Annotated in this window: 16 protein-coding genes; 10 read left to right on the plus strand and 6 right to left on the minus strand. The window is 61.1% G+C overall.

Annotated elements, in window-relative coordinates:
• The first annotated feature begins 152 nt into the window (after positions 1 to 152).
• Complete coding sequence (locus EI969_RS17250; RefSeq protein WP_160388846.1) at positions 153 to 1,175, plus strand: FAD:protein FMN transferase; 1,023 nt, start codon at positions 153 to 155, stop codon at positions 1,173 to 1,175.
• A gap of 207 nt (positions 1,176 to 1,382) precedes the next feature.
• Positions 1,383 to 2,777, plus strand: a complete 1,395-nt coding sequence (gene sthA / locus EI969_RS17255) for a Si-specific NAD(P)(+) transhydrogenase (RefSeq protein WP_053161582.1) — start codon at positions 1,383 to 1,385, stop codon at positions 2,775 to 2,777.
• A 42-nt stretch (positions 2,778 to 2,819) separates the two neighbouring features.
• Here the strand turns inward: sthA and EI969_RS17260 are convergent, their stop codons facing one another.
• Both EI969_RS17260 and EI969_RS17265 read right to left on the minus strand, forming a co-directional pair.
• Positions 2,820 to 3,542 carry a glycerophosphodiester phosphodiesterase gene (locus EI969_RS17260; RefSeq protein ID WP_110659754.1) on the minus strand — a complete coding sequence of 241 codons (723 nt, stop codon included), beginning with the start codon at positions 3,540 to 3,542 and terminating at the stop codon, positions 2,820 to 2,822.
• Between the two features lie 14 nt (positions 3,543 to 3,556).
• Positions 3,557 to 4,138, minus strand: coding sequence for a PilZ domain-containing protein (locus EI969_RS17265; protein WP_160388847.1), 582 nt, complete (start codon positions 4,136 to 4,138; stop codon positions 3,557 to 3,559).
• Between the two features lie 94 nt (positions 4,139 to 4,232).
• Between EI969_RS17265 and EI969_RS17270 the strand changes: the two genes are divergently transcribed.
• The 3 genes from EI969_RS17270 to EI969_RS17280 all read left to right on the plus strand — a co-directional run bounded on the left by EI969_RS17270 (position 4,233) and on the right by EI969_RS17280 (position 7,482).
• Positions 4,233 to 5,483, plus strand: a complete 1,251-nt coding sequence (locus EI969_RS17270) for a lipoprotein-releasing ABC transporter permease subunit (protein ID WP_160388848.1) — start codon at positions 4,233 to 4,235, stop codon at positions 5,481 to 5,483.
• 7 nt (positions 5,484 to 5,490) lie between these two features.
• Entirely contained in the window at positions 5,491 to 6,174 is a 684-nt protein-coding gene (gene lolD, locus EI969_RS17275; protein ID WP_178120709.1) for a lipoprotein-releasing ABC transporter ATP-binding protein LolD, read from the plus strand.
• 63 nt (positions 6,175 to 6,237) lie between these two features.
• Positions 6,238 to 7,482 (plus strand): lipoprotein-releasing ABC transporter permease subunit, encoded by a 1,245-nt coding sequence (locus EI969_RS17280; RefSeq protein ID WP_160388849.1) that lies wholly within the window; start codon positions 6,238 to 6,240, stop codon positions 7,480 to 7,482.
• Between the two features lie 117 nt (positions 7,483 to 7,599).
• Here the strand turns inward: EI969_RS17280 and EI969_RS17285 are convergent, their stop codons facing one another.
• The gene (locus EI969_RS17285; RefSeq protein ID WP_160388850.1) at positions 7,600 to 8,949 is read right to left on the minus strand and encodes a heavy metal sensor histidine kinase; all 1,350 of its coding nucleotides are present in this window, start codon (positions 8,947 to 8,949) and stop codon (positions 7,600 to 7,602) included.
• Positions 8,949 to 9,629 carry a heavy metal response regulator transcription factor gene (locus EI969_RS17290; protein WP_008053332.1) on the minus strand — a complete coding sequence of 227 codons (681 nt, stop codon included), beginning with the start codon at positions 9,627 to 9,629 and terminating at the stop codon, positions 8,949 to 8,951. Before EI969_RS17290 ends, EI969_RS17285 begins: the two co-directional genes overlap by 1 nt.
• A 155-nt stretch (positions 9,630 to 9,784) precedes the next feature.
• Here EI969_RS17290 and EI969_RS17295 point away from each other — a divergent pair, with 155 nt between their 5' ends.
• Both EI969_RS17295 and queF read left to right on the plus strand, forming a co-directional pair.
• Positions 9,785 to 10,321 (plus strand): plastocyanin/azurin family copper-binding protein, encoded by a 537-nt coding sequence (locus EI969_RS17295; RefSeq protein ID WP_160388851.1) that lies wholly within the window; start codon positions 9,785 to 9,787, stop codon positions 10,319 to 10,321.
• 61 nt (positions 10,322 to 10,382) lie between these two features.
• On the plus strand, positions 10,383 to 11,213 hold the full coding sequence (gene queF / locus EI969_RS17300) for an NADPH-dependent 7-cyano-7-deazaguanine reductase QueF (protein WP_154860629.1): 831 nt from the start codon (positions 10,383 to 10,385) through the stop codon (positions 11,211 to 11,213).
• Between the two features lie 106 nt (positions 11,214 to 11,319).
• Here the strand turns inward: queF and EI969_RS17305 are convergent, their stop codons facing one another.
• Positions 11,320 to 11,583 carry a DUF4404 family protein gene (locus EI969_RS17305; RefSeq protein ID WP_160388852.1) on the minus strand — a complete coding sequence of 88 codons (264 nt, stop codon included), beginning with the start codon at positions 11,581 to 11,583 and terminating at the stop codon, positions 11,320 to 11,322.
• Between the two features lie 112 nt (positions 11,584 to 11,695).
• Positions 11,696 to 12,316, minus strand: a complete 621-nt coding sequence (locus EI969_RS17310) for an HAD family phosphatase (RefSeq protein ID WP_160388853.1) — start codon at positions 12,314 to 12,316, stop codon at positions 11,696 to 11,698.
• Between the two features lie 201 nt (positions 12,317 to 12,517).
• On the opposite strand from EI969_RS17310, the gene EI969_RS17315 reads away from it, so the two are divergent.
• The 3 genes from EI969_RS17315 to rssC all read left to right on the plus strand — a co-directional run bounded on the left by EI969_RS17315 (position 12,518) and on the right by rssC (position 15,263).
• Positions 12,518 to 13,207, plus strand: coding sequence for a VacJ family lipoprotein (locus tag EI969_RS17315; RefSeq protein WP_160388854.1), 690 nt, complete (start codon positions 12,518 to 12,520; stop codon positions 13,205 to 13,207).
• Between the two features lie 392 nt (positions 13,208 to 13,599).
• On the plus strand, positions 13,600 to 14,781 hold the full coding sequence (gene rssB, locus EI969_RS17320; protein ID WP_150717083.1) for a two-component system response regulator RssB: 1,182 nt from the start codon (positions 13,600 to 13,602) through the stop codon (positions 14,779 to 14,781).
• Complete coding sequence (gene rssC, locus EI969_RS17325) at positions 14,781 to 15,263, plus strand: anti-sigma factor antagonist RssC (RefSeq protein WP_057715633.1); 483 nt, start codon at positions 14,781 to 14,783, stop codon at positions 15,261 to 15,263. The genes rssB and rssC overlap by 1 nt, the downstream gene beginning before the upstream one ends.
• Positions 15,264 to 15,424 lie beyond the last annotated feature (161 nt).

Raw genomic sequence — 15,424 nt, forward strand, 5'->3', positions numbered from 1 at the left:
GCGTTTAACCAGTAAACAAGCGTTATCGTTGACGACCATCGCGAGCAGGCTCGCTCCTACAAAGAATCACCTCGCGTATTCGCCGGTAAGCCGGTTTGGGGGTGGTGCATAATGGTCGGCCTTTGGGGCCATGTCGGGGCGGGCTGTAAGAGATGGATGTATTGAGCAGGCGCCTGGGCGGTCTTGTGGTTTTGATTTGCCTCCTGTCTGGCTGTGGCCATGGCGACTCGATGGAATCTTTCAGCGGCCCCACCATGGGTAGCACCTATTCGATCAAGTACGTGCGTCGCTCCGGTCTTCCCGCTCAGGCGGACGTGCGCGTTGAAGTCGAAAAAATTCTCGCTGACATCGACCGGCAAATGTCGACCTACCGCAGTGACTCGGACATCGAGCGCTTCAATGCATTGCCGGCCAGCCGCTGTCAGGCAATGCCGACGTCGATCCTCGAATTGATCCGTGTGGGCGAGCAACTGTCAGTGCAAAGCGACGGTTCCTACGATCTGACGGTGGAGCCGCTGCTCAACCTCTGGGGCTTTGGTCCGCAGGCCCGCGGGGAAAAGGTCCCGACCGCCGAAGCCCTCGCCGAAGCCCGCAAGCGCGTCGGTCACCAGCACTTGCGTATCGAGGGCGACCGGTTGTGCAAGGACGCCGCCGTCGAGGTCGACTTCAACAGTATCGCCGCCGGTTATGCGGTGGACACGATCGCTGCAAAACTCGAGGCGATGGGCATCCATGACTACCTCGCCGAGGCGACGGGGGAGCTCAAGGCGTCAGGCCACAAGGCTGATGGCTCGCCGTGGCGCATCGCCCTGGAAGAACCGCGGGATGACCGGCAAGTGGCCGAGCGGGTCATTGCTGTCGACGGCTTCGGGTTGTCCACCTCCGGCGACTACCGCAATTTTTTCGAGCAGGACGGCCAGCGCTTTTCCCACACCTTCGATGCCCGCAGTGGTGCGCCGGTCTCACACAAGCTGGCGTCGGTCACGGTGATTCATCCTTCAGCATTGATGGCCGATGGCTTATCGACGCTGTTGCTGATTCTCGGCCCGGAGCGCGGTTGGGACTACGCTGAAAAACACGATATCGGCGCATTTTTTGTGATTCGTGCCGATACAGGTTTCGTCACACGCAGCAGTCACGCCTTTGAACGCCTCAGTGGTAAAAAAACCGAATGATTTCGGCGATTTGAGCATTGAAAACTGGCGTTGTAGTGCAGGCAAAAGTAGCCTACGACGCGACCAAGGGTTAATGTGCGCGGCGTTGACGCTTCTATAGACTGTGTCCGGGTTCTGCACTGGCCCCAAATTGTTCCTTCATGCCACGCATTGGCGTGATTTAGCCGCAGGTGCCGATGGCGCCGCGGCCTGTTCTGAGGAGTACGCATGGCTGTCTACAACTACGACGTGGTGGTGTTGGGTTCCGGCCCGGCGGGGGAAGGCGCGGCAATGAACGCCGCCAAGGCAGGGCGCAAGGTGGCGATGGTCGATAGCCGTCGCCAGGTCGGCGGCAACTGCACTCACTTGGGCACCATCCCGTCCAAGGCACTGCGTCACTCGGTGCGGCAGATCATGCAGTTCAACACCAACCCGATGTTCCGGGCCATTGGTGAGCCGCGCTGGTTCTCGTTCCCGGACGTGTTGAAAAGCGCCGAGAAAGTCATCTCCAAGCAAGTCGCATCGCGCACCGGCTACTACGCCCGTAACCGCGTCGACGTGTTCTTCGGCACCGGCAGCTTCGCCGACGAGCAGACCATCGAAGTGGTCTGCGCCAACGGCGTGGTCGAGAAACTGGTGGCCAAGCACATCATCATCGCCACCGGCTCGCGCCCTTATCGCCCGGCGGACATCGATTTCCACCACCCGCGCATCTACGATAGCGACACCATCCTCAGCCTCGGCCACACCCCGCGCAAACTCATCGTTTACGGCGCCGGCGTGATCGGTTGCGAATACGCCTCGATCTTCAGCGGCCTGGGTGTATTGGTTGAATTGGTGGACAACCGTGGCCAGTTGCTGAGTTTCCTCGACTCGGAAATCTCCCAGGCCCTGAGCTATCACTTCAGCAACAACAACATCACGGTCCGCCACAACGAAGACTACGACCGCGTCGAAGGTGTGGACAACGGCGTGATCCTGCACCTCAAGTCCGGCAAGAAGATCAAGGCCGACGCCTTGCTCTGGTGCAACGGTCGTACCGGCAACACCGATCAACTGGGTCTGGAAAACATCGGCGTGAAGGTCAATGGCCGCGGCCAGATCGAAGTCGACGAAAACTATCGCACCGGCATCCAGAACATTTATGGCGCCGGCGACGTGATCGGCTGGCCGAGTCTGGCCAGTGCCGCCCACGACCAGGGCCGTTCGGCCGCTGGCAGCATCGTCGATAACGGTAGCTGGCGCTTTGTGAATGACGTGCCGACCGGCATCTACACCATTCCGGAGATCAGCTCGATCGGCAAGAACGAGCAGGAGCTGACCCAGGCCAAGGTGCCGTATGAAGTCGGCAAGGCGTTCTTCAAGAGCATGGCGCGCGCGCAGATCGCCGGCGAGCCGCAAGGCATGCTGAAGATCCTGTTCCACCGTGAAACCCTGGAAGTGCTGGGCGTTCACTGCTTCGGTTATCAGGCGTCGGAGATCGTGCACATCGGCCAGGCGATCATGAACCAGCCGGGCGAACTGAACACGCTGAAGTACTTCGTCAACACCACGTTCAACTACCCGACCATGGCCGAAGCCTATCGGGTAGCTGCATACGACGGCCTCAACCGGCTTTTTTGAGCGGCTCCGGCCGGTGGCCTGAGCCGGCCGGGGAGACCGATTTCAGCAATTCTCGAGCGTGGCAGTGGCCAAACCGGGAAAGTCTGTAATCAGGCTGTCAACGCCGAAGTCGGCGAGTCTGCGCATCAGCGCAGGCTCGTTGACGGTCCACACCGACACATGCAGCCCCTGACGCTGCGCTTTTTGCAGGCGTTCCGGCGTGCACAGGGTCCAGTTCAGCGCCAGAATCTCGCAGCCGTAACTGGCCGCGACCTTCAGCGGGTCGAGCCAGGCGTACTCGGCCACCAGTCCGCGGGATACGTCCGGCACCAGCTCCAGCGCCGCCTTGAGCACTTCACGGGAACTCGAGGTGATGGTCACCTTGTCCATCAGGCCATGACGCTGGGCCATTTCGCGAATCGCCAGCACGGTGGTCGCTGCACGCATCCGTGATGCGCTCTTGACTTCCAGTTGCCAGTGATCGAAGTCGCATTTCTCGAACAGTTCTTCCAGCGTTGGGATCGGGCATGGCTTGATCCAGCCGGGGCCGCCCTTGCGTGCGTCATAGGTCACCAGCTCGGCCGCCGTGTGTTCGACGACCTTGCCGCGACGGTCAGTGGTGCGTTTGAGGGTCGGGTCGTGGATGACCATCAACTCGCCGTCACTGGACAGGTGCAGGTCCAGTTCGCAGCGACGCACGCCGTGCTTGAGACATTCCTGAAAGCTGGTCAGGGTGTTTTCCGGTGCTTCGCCCTTGGCGCCGCGATGGCCGTAGATGAGGGTCACGGTTCTTCCTTAATTTAATTGCCTGATTCGAGTTGTTCGCGGGCCTGGCGTCGTTCCTGGGCCTGCTTTTGCAAGATGTGGCGGGCCAACAGTTGGCGCTGGGCGTCGCTCAGGTGTTCGAACTCGGTGCCGACGTCATAACCATCGCCCTTGCGGTCGCAATGGGTGACGCGAGCGCGCAGCAACAGGCCCAGGGCTTGCGGCATCAGCACCAGCTTGACCGACAGGTGTGCGCCGGCGGCGATGGGCGTTGGATGCTGAAAGTCGATGCCGCCTTCGGAGATGATCACCGGCTGCGGTTCGCCGATCTGCCCGAGCACCGTCAGAGCGACGACCTGGCTCAGCAAATCGATGCGCTTGTTCTGGGATTTGAGGAATGCAGCGGTCGTGCGGTCGCGTTCGCTGATCTGGCGCAACAGGTGTTGCGACTCGAATTCGCTCAGGTGCAGTTCGCTGAGCAAGTTGAAGAGTGGGGAAGCATCCTGCAACACTTCCTGGCCTGTGGCTTCAGCAGCGGACAGGGGCCGAATTTCCAGTGCGATCGTATCCTCGATACGGTAGTATTCGCGGCGATCTTCTTCATCTAATGTCGACATGGCGAACCCATGGTAGCGGCGGTGGTCTGAGTGTAAAGCTGGTTATCGACCCCCGCCACAAGGACGTTCCTTTTCCCTCCGAACAAGCCCCGACATGTTCAGACCTCTCTTCGTATTTATCGGCACGCGTTACACCCGTGCAAAGCGTCGCAATCATTTTGTGTCATTCATTTCCCTGACTTCGATGATCGGGCTCGCCCTTGGCGTGGTCGTGATGATCGTGGTGCTGTCGGTGATGAACGGCTTCGATCATGAGATGCGCACCCGCGTGCTGGGCATGGTGCCCCACGCGACCATCGAGTCCGGCGAGGCGATCAGCGACTGGCAAAGCCTGGCCGCCAAGGTCAAGCAGAACCCGCAGGTGACGGCCGTGGCGCCGTTTACCCAAATGCAGGGGCTGCTGACCAACAACGGCAAGGTCTCGAAAGTCCTGCTCAATGCCATCGACCCGGCGCTGGAGCGCCAGGTCTCGATCATCGATCACTTCATGACCCAGGGCAAACTCGACGACCTGGTGCCGGGTGAGTTCGGCATCGTCATCGGCGACAAGGCCGCGGCCAAGCTCGGCGCGGCCATCGGCGACAAGCTGACGTTCGTGGCGCCGGAAGTCACCGTGACCCCGGCCGGGATGTTCCCGCGCATGAAGCGCTTTACCGTGGTCGGCATCTTCCATGTCGGCGCCGGTGAGCTCGATGGCTACCTGGGCGTCACCAACCTGCAGGACCTGGCCCGGCTGCACCGCTGGAAACCGGATCAGGTGCAGGGCCTGCGCCTGAAGTTCGACGACCTGTTCCAGGCGCCGCGCACCGCGTGGAGCATCGCCCGTGACCTGGGCGAAGACCGTTTCTACGCCCGCGACTGGACCCGTACCCACGGCAACCTGTACCAGGCGATCCGCATGGAAAAAGCCATGATCGGCCTGTTGCTGCTGCTGATCGTTGCTGTCGCGGCGTTCAACATCATTTCAACACTGGTGATGGTGGTGAACGACAAGAAGGGCGACATCGCGATCCTGCGCACCCTGGGCGCCACGCCGGGTACGATCATGCGCACGTTCATGGTGCAAGGCACCGTCATTGGTGTGGTCGGCACCGCGATCGGTGCTGTGGTCGGGATCTTCGCCGCGCTGAATGTCAGTGCCGCGATCTCGGCCCTCGAAGGCCTGATCGGTCATAAATTCCTCAACGCCGACGTGTACTTCATCGATTACCTGCCGTCGCAGGTGCAGAGCCAGGACGTGGTCATGGTCTGCTCCGCGGCGTTGGTCCTGAGTTTCCTCGCCACCCTGTATCCAGCCTGGCGTGCCGCGCGCACCCAGCCGGCGGAGGCGCTACGTTATGAGTGAGTCGGGCATGAGTGATAAAGCAATCTTGAGCTGCCGCAGCCTGGGCAAATCCTACGAGGAAGGCCCGGAATCGGTGGAAGTGTTGGCCGGCCTGCAACTGGAGTTGCACCCGGGTGAGCGTGTGGCGATCGTCGGCAAGTCGGGCTCGGGCAAAAGTACCTTGCTCAATCTGCTGGGCGGACTCGATACGCCGACCACGGGCAGCGTCTGGCTCGACGGTGAAGAGCTGTCGGCGCTGAGCGAGAAAAAGCGCGGCCTGCTGCGCAATCGCGCCCTCGGCTTCGTGTACCAGTTCCACCACCTGCTGGCGGAATTCACCGCCCTGGAAAACGTCTGCATGCCGCTGCTGATCGGCAAGACCGCGATCCCTGAAGCGCGCCAGCGTGCCACGGCGTTGCTGGAGCGGGTAGGACTGGGCCATCGCCTGGAACACAAACCGGCCGAACTGTCCGGTGGCGAGCGTCAGCGCGTGGCCATCGCCCGCGCACTGGTGAACAATCCCGGCCTGGTGATGCTCGACGAGCCGACCGGCAACCTCGACTCCCACACCGCCCAGGGCATTCAGGACTTGATGCTGGAGCTCAGCACCTCGATGCGCACGGCGTTCCTGGTGGTGACCCACGACATGAACCTGGCCCGCCAGATGGACCGCGTCCTGCACTTGCAGGAAGGTTGCCTCACGCCCATCTGATTGGCTGAAACCCGATGCCCGGAAAGGCGTCGGGTCTTTTATTTCTATACGGTGCCCCAGCGAATGTTCAGACCGTTATCGATCTTTATCGGCACGCGCTATACCCGCGCCAAGCGCCGCAATCGCTTTGTCTCCTTCATCTCGATGACCTCGATGATCGGCCTCGCCCTGGGCGTGCTGGCGATGATCGTGGTGTTGTCGGTGATGAACGGCTTCCAGCGCGAAATGAGCTCGCGCATCCTCGGCATGGTGCCGCACGCCACCATCGTCGGCGTCAACCCGATTGACGACTGGAAACCCGTGGCCGCGGCGGCGATGAAAAACCCGGAAGTGACGGCGGCGGTGCCGTTCACCGAGTTGGAAGGCATGCTGTCCTACAAGGGCACGATGCAGCCCATCCAGGTCAGCGGTGTCGACCCGGCGCTGGAAGGCCAGGTGTCGATCGTCGCCAAGCACATCGTCCAGGGCAGTCTCGAGGCCCTGAAGCCGGGCGAATTCGGCGTGGTGATCGGTGAGATCACGGCGCGCCGCTTCCGCTTGAACGTCGGCGACAAGATCACCCTGATCGTGCCGGAAGTCAGCAATGCGCCGGGCGGCATCACCCCGCGCATGCAACGGCTGAACGTGGTCGGCGTGTTCAAGGTCGGTGCCGAACTGGACGGCACCATGGCGCTGATCCACATGGCCGATGCCGCGCAGATGCAGCACTGGGAGCCGAATCAGGTGCAGAGCGTGCGCCTGGCGGTGAAGGACCTGTATGCCGCGCCGCAAGTGTCGAGCGACATCGCCACCGGCCTGGGCGCCGCCTACAAGGCTGACGACTGGACCCACACCCAGGGCAGTTTGTTCAGCGCCATGAAGATGGAAAAAACCATGATCGGCCTGCTGTTGCTGATGATCGTCGCGGTGGCGGCGTTCAACATCATTGCGACCCTGATCATGGTGGTGAACGACAAGGGCGCGGATATCGCGATCCTGCGCACCATCGGCGCCACGCCACGGCAGATCATGGCGATCTTCATGGTGCAGGGCACCGTGATCGGCATCGTCGGCACCTTGATCGGCGGTGTGTTGGGCGTGATTGCCGCGCTGAACGTCAGCCAGATCGTGGGCTGGATCGAGCGGGTCAGCGGGCAGCACATCTTCAGTTCCGACGTGTACTTCGTCAGCAACCTGCCGTCTGAGCTGCAAGGCGCGGATGTGGCGTTGATCTGCTCTGCCGGGTTTATCCTGAGCTTCCTGGCGACTGTGTACCCGGCATGGCGGGCGGCGAAGATCGAGCCGGCTCATGCGTTGCGCTATTCCTGATATCGCCATCGCGGGCAAGCCCGCTCCCACAGTAGACCGGGTTGAATCATGTATTTATGAACACCCCCAGACCCTGTGGGAGCGGGCTTGCCCGCGATGAGGCCGGAACTACTGGCCTCAATCCCCCCTTGGCAACTCGATCACAAACCTGGTCCACCCATTCTCCGATTCACAACGAATCTGCCCCCCATGGGCACGGATGATCGACTGGGTAATCGCCAACCCCAATCCCGCATGTTCACTGCTGCCTTCGCGGCGAGCCGGGTCTGCGCGGTAGAAGCGGTCAAACAGCTTCGGCAGTAACTGTGCGTCTATCCCGCTCCCGGTGTTTTCGACGCTCAATCTCAGGCCATTCGCTTGCTCGACAATGTTGACCCGGACCTCGCCGTCGGCGGGGGTAAAACGCAGCGCGTTATCCAGCAGGTTGGACAATGCTCGCCGCAACATGCTGCGGTCGCCCTCCAGACACCCATGACCCTCCCTGGCGAGCGTCACCCGCGCGTCTTCCGCCAGCGGCGCAAAGAACTCCAACAGCAAATCCGCCTCTCCCGCCAGTTCCAGCGCTTCGCGTTTGGGCATCAGCAAGCCATGGTCAGCCTTGGCCAGATAAAGCATGTCGTTGACCAGCTGCGCCATCCATTGCAGCTCTTCGAGATTGCTGTGCAGTGCCTCGCGATAATCTTCGATGGGCCGCGGGCGGGTGAGGGTGACCTGGGTGTGGGTCAGCAGGTTCGACAGTGGCGTGCGCAGCTCATGGGCAATGTCGGCGGAGAACGCGGACAGGCGCTGAAACGAGTCGTCGAGGCGTCCGAGCATGGCGTTGAAGTTGTGGGCCATTTCCGCCAGTTCCGGTGGCATGTTCTCTTCAGGCAGGCGCGAGTTGAGCGATTGCGCGGAAACACCGCTGGCCACCGCACTGATCCGCCGCAACGGGCGCAAGCCGCTGCGTGCCGCCCAGGCGCCCAGCAGTGCGGTGGCCAGGGCTGACAGGCCGACAGTCAGCCAGATCAAATGTTGCATGCGCTGCAGGAAGTGCTGGTGGTGGGTGATGTCCAATAGCAGGGTCAGTTGCGGCGATTCGGGTTTGTCCGCGAAGAGCGGCGCATTCAGCACGCGGTAGTCCGTGCCTTCATGACTCACCGTCGACAATCCGGGCTGGCTCGGCAATGCCTGGGGAATGTGGGTCGAGCTGTCATACCAGCGCTGGCCGTCGCTGCCGGTGATGCGCAGGGACAGGTCGGCCTGCCGGCTCAACTCCTCGGCCAGTTTCACCTCGCTGTCACTCGACTGAAGGTCGTGCAGGGCCCGGCGCAAGCCAATCAGCTTGCCGTCCAGCAGTTGCTGGTCGAGTTCGACGAAGTGCGCCTCACTGGCGCGGCTGAACAACACCCCGGCGAACAACGACACCACGGCGGTGCACGCCGCAAACAACAGCGCCAGGCGGCTGCTCAAGGACAGTCGGCGCATCAGGCGGGGCGCTCTTCAAGGACATAGCCCATGCCGCGCACGGTGTGGATCAGCTTGTTGGGGAATTCGTCGTCGATCTTCAGGCGCAGGCGACGGATCGCCACCTCGATGACATTGGTGTCGCTGTCGAAATTCATGTCCCAGACCTGGGACGCAATCAGCGACTTGGGCAGGACTTCGCCCTGGCGGCGCAGGAGCATTTCCAGCAGGGCGAACTCCTTGGCGGTCAGGTCGATGCGCTGGCCGCTGCGTTCGACCCGGCGCCGGATCAGGTCGAGGCGCAAATCGGCCAGTTGCAGGCTGGTTTCCTGGGGCGTGGCGCTGCCGCGACGCAACAGGCTGCGGACCCGGGCCAGCAGTTCGGAAAAGGCGAACGGCTTGACCAGATAATCGTCGGCGCCCAGTTCGAGGCCGTGAACCCTGTCTTCCACAGCGTCACGCGCTGTCAGAAAAAGTACCGGTGTGTCCAGGCCGGCGCTGCGCACCGCCTGCAGAATCTGCCAGCCATCACGACCGGGCAGCATCACGTCGAGGATCAGCAAGGCATATTCACCACTGAGGGCCAATTGCTGGCCGGTAGTGCCATCGGCCACCAGTTCCGTATTGAACCCGGCCTCGGCCAGGCCCTGGCGCAGGTAATGGCCGGTTTTCGGTTGGTCTTCGACAATCAGCAGTTTCATGGGCGACTCTTGGCAAATGGAACGAACGCTTTATACCGTGGGCAGCATTCATACAGGGCAACCTGACAAAGTTGTAATCTGCCTGTCAGGTTGCGGGCAGTGGCAGCAGTTTAGAGTTTTGCCCATGCTGAGCCTTATCTTGTTGGAGTATGACGATGTTTTTACGCAAATCCGTGGCGCAGATCCTCTGTTTGCTGGCGCTGAGTTCGCCGGTGTGGGCGGACGCCGGGCATGGCTACGATTTCGGTCAGCCGGCCCCGGCGGCCAAGGCGACCCGCAGTGTCGAGGTGGTCATGGGCGACATGTCCTTCACGCCCAAGGCCATCGACATCAAGGCCGGGGAAACCGTGCGCTTCGTGCTGGTCAATAAAGGCCAGTTGTTGCATGAGTTCAACCTCGGCGATGCGGCGATGCACGCCAGACACCAGCAGGAAATGTTGCAGATGCAGCAGAGCGGCATGCTGACGCCGACCGGCATGAAGGCCATGGACCACGGCGACATGGCCGGCATGGATCACGGCAAAATGGGCCACGGCATGCAGCATGACGACCCCAACAGCGTACTGGTGGGGCCGGGCAAGACCGCCGAGCTGACGTGGACCTTCAACAAGGCCACCAACCTGGAGTTTGCCTGCAATATCCCCGGCCATTACCAGGCGGGCATGGTCGGCAAACTGACTGTCAGTCAGTAAGCACTCAAAGGCGGGAGCAAAGGCTGATAGAATCCGCTGATTCTTCAGTCAGGTTTCCGCCATGCATCCCGCAGCCGAACACTCGCCGCTGGGCAAGTCCAGCGAATACATCGCCACCTACACGCCGTCCCTGCTGTTCCCGATCCCGCGCACCGCGAAGTGGGCGGAACTGGGCCTGACGGCGCAAACCCTGCCGTACAAAGGCGTGGACTTCTGGAACTGCTTCGAGCTGTCCTGGCTGTTGCCGTCGGGCAAGCCCGTAGTGGCGATCGGCGAATTCAGCATCCCGGCGGATTCACCGAACATCATCGAGTCGAAGTCGTTCAAGCTCTACCTCAACTCCCTGAACCAGACGCCGTTTGCCGACACCGCGAGCCTTGAGGTGACGCTGGCCAAGGACTTGTCGGCGGCTGCCGGCAAGCCGGTGGGCGTGCGCATTCGCAGTCTCAAGGATGTCGAGAGTGAAGGCGTCGTGGCCTTGCCGGGCGTGTGCATCGATGAACTGGATATCAGCGTCAGCAATTACGAGCATCCACGCCCGGAACTGCTGCGTTGCGATGATTCGCGCATTGTCGAGGAGAGCGTGCACAGCCATTTGCTCAAGTCCAACTGCCCGGTCACCAGCCAGCCGGACTGGGGCAGCGTGGCGGTGGAATACCGTGGCGCGGCGCTGGATCACGCCAGTCTGCTGGAGTACATCGTCAGCTTCCGCCAGCATTCGGACTTCCATGAGCAGTGTGTGGAGCGGATCTTCCTCGACCTGCAGCGGTTGCTCAAGCCGGAGAAACTGACCGTGTATGCGCGTTATGTGCGGCGCGGCGGGTTGGATATCAACCCGTATCGCAGCACGGAAGAGGTGCAGCTGCCGAATCATCGGCTGGTCCGCCAGTAACGAAACCCTGTAGGAGCGAGCTTGCTCGCGATGGTGTGTCAGTCGACGCCAAGGTCGCTGACACTCCATCGCGAGCGAGCTCGCTCCTACAGAGGCATTGGTGGGTTCAGATCCCCATGTTGGCCAAGGCCTGCCCAATGTTGCGCAGGGTGCCGGCAAGGGTCGGATGTTCGAGTTCGAAGCGTTCCACGGCCAGGTTGACGCCGTCGGCAAGGCTGGAGTCCTGGGTTTTGGTTTCCAGCTCAAGCTTCAATTCAATCTGTTGCATGAGCTCGTGCAGGTCGGCGCGTTCGTTTTCGGACAGCGGAGGATTCTGTTCCAATTGCTCGCGCAGGGCATTGAGCTGTTCTTGCAGTTCGCGGGCAGGCATGGCGTTCTTCCTTCTTTGATCGATAGGCACTGGCATAGACCATGGCGACAAGCCAAAGGTCGATGCCTGACCTTTAGATTAATCCACTCGCGCGCAACGTGCATGATCTCGGTCAGGGCTTTTCGCCCTTGAGCCGACGCAAGCTGATATCGGCCAGGCAGGTGTCGAGTTCACCGAGGTGATCGATGACCGAATGCACGCCCAGGCCGAACAGTTGCATCGTCGCCTTGGCGCGTTTGCTGTCGCGTTCCTGCGGGGGCAACGCCAGCCATTCCTGGGGCGTCAAACCGCAGAGCGAGCCGCAGGACGCCAGGCCGATGGTCCACAACCCGGCATTGAGCCCGGCTTGCAGCAGGCGGGGCTCGCCGCTCACCAGTACACAACCGTCGAGTCGCGAGACGTTCAGGCTCATCAAGGCTTGCCAGCAGGCATTCGGGGCCGGCCATGGATTGTTTGTTGCCGGATGTTGCGAAGGTTTGATCCAGTCCGGCAGCGCGGCGGCCAGGGATTGGCTGAGGGCAGGGGGCAGTTCATCGAGCCAGGCGCAGGGGATTTGCTGGCGCTGCAAGCTGCGCAGGCTGTCCAGTGCGCCGGGTGTGGCTTCGGCGTGCTCGGCCGAGTGGCTGCCGTGCCGATGCGTGTATGCGCCGAAATCCACCAGGCAGCCACTCAGGCCGAACAGTACGGCGGTCAGGCTGGGTGCGGTTTGCGGCATGGCTTCGGCGAGCGGCATATGGACGTCCCTGAAATAGTCCCGAGGCTAGCGGGCGACGGTGACAGTTGAGTGACATGGATGTGAATCGCTCACAGTTGGCACGATTGCTGTAGCGCCGGTTTCGTGCAAAGTGCCTTAAACGGCATTTACGTCTTATACTTGCCCACTTATTGCCCGGGCCAGGCGCCCGAGCCGGTACAAACCAAGGAGTTTTTTTCTATGCGCTGGAGCAACCATCTAGCCAGGATTTGTGTAACCGCCGGTGTGATGCTGGTTCCGTTCGTTGCCCAGGCAGCCTCGGAAGATGATCCTTGGGAAAGCGTCAACCGCCCGATCTACAAGTTCAACGACGTGATCGACACCTACGCACTGAAGCCGCTGGCCCAGGGCTACCAGTACATAGCGCCGCAGTTCGTCGAGGACGGCGTCCACAACTTCTTCCAGAACATCGGTGATGTGCGCAACCTGGCCAACGATATCCTCCAGGCCAAGCCTCACGCCGCAGGCGTTGATACCGCACGCCTCATTTTCAACACCACCTTCGGCTTGCTGGGCGTGATCGATGTCGGCACCAGGATGGGCCTGCAGCGCAATGACGAAGACTTCGGCCAGACGCTGGGTTACTGGGGTGTCGGCAGCGGCCCTTACGTGATGCTGCCACTGCTGGGCCCAAGCACCTTGCGCGATGCGCCGTCCAAGTACGTCGACAGCTACACGGCCCCCTATCGCTACGTAGACGACGTGCCCGTGCGTAACTCGTTCTACGCCCTGGACATCATCGATACCCGTGCCAGCCTGCTGTCGAGCGAGAAGCTGATCAGCGGCGACCGGTACACCTTCATCCGCAATGCGTACTTGCAGAACCGCGAGTTCAAGGTGAAAGACGGCCAGGTTGAAGACGATTTCTGATTCCGACCGGTAAACTGAAAAAGGCGGCCCTCAAGGCCGCCTTTTTTTGCCTGCGCAGACCCGCATGCCCGATGAAAATCACGCTTTTCGCTGTAGTCCCGAGCGGTTTGACTCATGGGTTGGATCCTTCCATTGGGTTTCGGTTTTGACCGTTCTTATAACTCTCGGTGATTTGACAAGCAAAGTCGTCAAGCGACCATCGGCGTGAGCTTGAAACGCCCCGCGGATGGGAGTACCGTCTGCGCCTTAGAAGGGCACCTCTGGTGAACACGTGTGTAGGGCAAATGCCCGAAAGCGGTGCGACAGAGAGGCTAGAAAGCGAATCCAGTAGTGAGTGCCGGGTCTAAATCCCCGCCTGCTACGCCAACCTAATTCTGGCGCCGTTTGCCCACATGCCAAAAACCAGTGCCACGCTGCTGATAATCGATGATGACGAAGTAGTGCGCGCGAGCCTCGCCGCCTATTTGGAAGACAGTGGTTTCAGCGTCTTGCAGGCCAGCAATGGCCAGCAGGGTCTTCAGGTATTCGAGCAAGACAAGCCCGACTTGGTCATCTGCGATCTGCGCATGCCGCAGATGGGCGGACTCGAACTCATCCGCCAGGTCACCGAGCTGTCGCCGCAAACGCCGGTGATCGTGGTGTCGGGTGCGGGCGTGATGAACGACGCGGTCGAAGCCCTGCGCCTGGGCGCGGCGGACTACCTGATCAAGCCTCTCGAAGATCTGGCCGTGCTCGAGCACTCTGTGCGCCGGGCCCTGGATCGTGCGCGCCTGCTGCTGGAGAACCAGCGCTACCGCGAGAAGCTGGAGAAGGCCAACCGCGAGCTCGAAGCCAGCCTGAACCTGCTCCAGGAAGACCAGAACGCCGGTCGCCAGGTGCAGATGAACATGCTGCCGGTCAGCCCGTGGACCATCGACGAGTTCAAGTTCGCTCACCAGATCATCCCGTCGCTGTACCTGTCGGGTGATTTCGTCGACTACTTTCGCGTCGACGAGCGCCGGGTAGCCTTCTACCTGGCGGACGTTTCCGGACATGGCGCCTCTTCAGCCTTCGTCACCGTGCTGTTGAAGTTCATGACCACGCGCCTGCTGTTCGAGTCCAAGCGCAGCGGCACCTTACCGGAATTCAAGCCTTCAGAGGTTCTTGGTCATATCAACCGGGGCCTGATCAGTTGTAAGCTGGGTAAACACGTCACAATGGTCGGTGGAGTCATCGACGAGGAGACAGGTTTGTTGACCTATAGCATCGGCGGTCATCTGCCGTTGCCAGTGTTGTACACGCCAGACAGTGTCAGTTATCTGGAAGGGCGTGGTCTGCCGGTGGGGCTTTTCAACGAAGCCACCTACGAAGACCACGTGCTGGAATTGCCACCGACGTTCAGCCTGACGCTGATGTCTGATGGCATTCTGGATCTTTTGCCAGAACCCACACTCAAAGAAAAAGAAGCGGCGTTGCCCCAACGGGTCAAGGCTGCGGGCGGCACCCTGGATGGGCTGCGGCAGGTTTTTGGATTGGCCACGCTAGGGGAGATGCCGGATGATATCGCCCTGTTGGTGTTGAGCAGGAATCTTTGATGAGTACCGGTAGAATCCAGTTCGCCGAGCAGGACGGCACCTTCGTCCTCAAGTTCGTCGGTGAAGTTCGCCTGACCCTGTGTTCGGCGTTGGATGCGACTATTGAGCGGATCTTCAGCGCGTTGAATTTCAACTCGATCGTGATCGATCTGACCGAAACCCGCAGCATCGACAGCACCACGCTTGGCCTGCTGGCCAAACTGTCGATCCTGTCGCGGCAGAAAGTCGGCCTGCTGCCGACGGTCGTCACCACCCACGAAGACATCACGCGGCTGCTGCAGTCCATGGGCTTCGAGCAGGTCTTCAACATCGTCGACAAACCGGTGCCATGCCCGGAATGCCTGGACGACCTGCCAGACCAGGATCAGTCGGAAGAAGTGGTGCGGATAAAAGTGCTCGAAGCGCACAAGATCCTCATGGGCCTGAACGACACCAATCGTGAAGCCTTCCATGACCTGGTGAATGCGCTCGAACGGCATTGATCCTTGAAATGGTGTGGGCCGGGCTGGCCCCATCGCGAGCAAGCTCGCTCCCACAGGTCCCTTGTTTAGCACACGACTTCAGCCATCCCACAAGTCCCTTGTGGGAGCGAGCTTGCTCGCGATGGCGTCCTGACAGTCACCAAACACATACAAAAAAGGGC

This window comes from Pseudomonas sp. PB101 (genome assembly GCF_009764265.1).
Taxonomy (GTDB): Bacteria; Pseudomonadota; Gammaproteobacteria; order Pseudomonadales; family Pseudomonadaceae; genus Aquipseudomonas.

What these genes read in the sequence shown, in the direction of transcription:
- EI969_RS17250 (WP_160388846.1), top strand. Translation starts at nt 153, where the DNA reads ATGGATGTATTGAGCAGGCGCCTGGGCGGTCTTGTGGTTTTGATTTGC.
- sthA (WP_053161582.1), top strand. Translation starts at nt 1,383, where the DNA reads ATGGCTGTCTACAACTACGACGTGGTGGTGTTGGGTTCCGGCCCGGCG.
- EI969_RS17265 (WP_160388847.1), bottom strand. Translation starts at nt 4,138, where the DNA reads ATGTCGACATTAGATGAAGAAGATCGCCGCGAATACTACCGTATCGAG.
- EI969_RS17270 (WP_160388848.1), top strand. Translation starts at nt 4,233, where the DNA reads ATGTTCAGACCTCTCTTCGTATTTATCGGCACGCGTTACACCCGTGCA.
- lolD (WP_178120709.1), top strand. Translation starts at nt 5,491, where the DNA reads ATGAGTGATAAAGCAATCTTGAGCTGCCGCAGCCTGGGCAAATCCTAC.
- EI969_RS17280 (WP_160388849.1), top strand. Translation starts at nt 6,238, where the DNA reads ATGTTCAGACCGTTATCGATCTTTATCGGCACGCGCTATACCCGCGCC.
- EI969_RS17285 (WP_160388850.1), bottom strand. Translation starts at nt 8,949, where the DNA reads ATGCGCCGACTGTCCTTGAGCAGCCGCCTGGCGCTGTTGTTTGCGGCG.
- EI969_RS17290 (WP_008053332.1), bottom strand. Translation starts at nt 9,629, where the DNA reads ATGAAACTGCTGATTGTCGAAGACCAACCGAAAACCGGCCATTACCTG.
- EI969_RS17295 (WP_160388851.1), top strand. Translation starts at nt 9,785, where the DNA reads ATGTTTTTACGCAAATCCGTGGCGCAGATCCTCTGTTTGCTGGCGCTG.
- queF (WP_154860629.1), top strand. Translation starts at nt 10,383, where the DNA reads ATGCATCCCGCAGCCGAACACTCGCCGCTGGGCAAGTCCAGCGAATAC.
- EI969_RS17305 (WP_160388852.1), bottom strand. Translation starts at nt 11,583, where the DNA reads ATGCCTGCCCGCGAACTGCAAGAACAGCTCAATGCCCTGCGCGAGCAA.
- EI969_RS17310 (WP_160388853.1), bottom strand. Translation starts at nt 12,316, where the DNA reads ATGCCGCTCGCCGAAGCCATGCCGCAAACCGCACCCAGCCTGACCGCC.
- EI969_RS17315 (WP_160388854.1), top strand. Translation starts at nt 12,518, where the DNA reads ATGCGCTGGAGCAACCATCTAGCCAGGATTTGTGTAACCGCCGGTGTG.
- rssB (WP_150717083.1), top strand. Translation starts at nt 13,600, where the DNA reads ATGCCAAAAACCAGTGCCACGCTGCTGATAATCGATGATGACGAAGTA.
- rssC (WP_057715633.1), top strand. Translation starts at nt 14,781, where the DNA reads ATGAGTACCGGTAGAATCCAGTTCGCCGAGCAGGACGGCACCTTCGTC.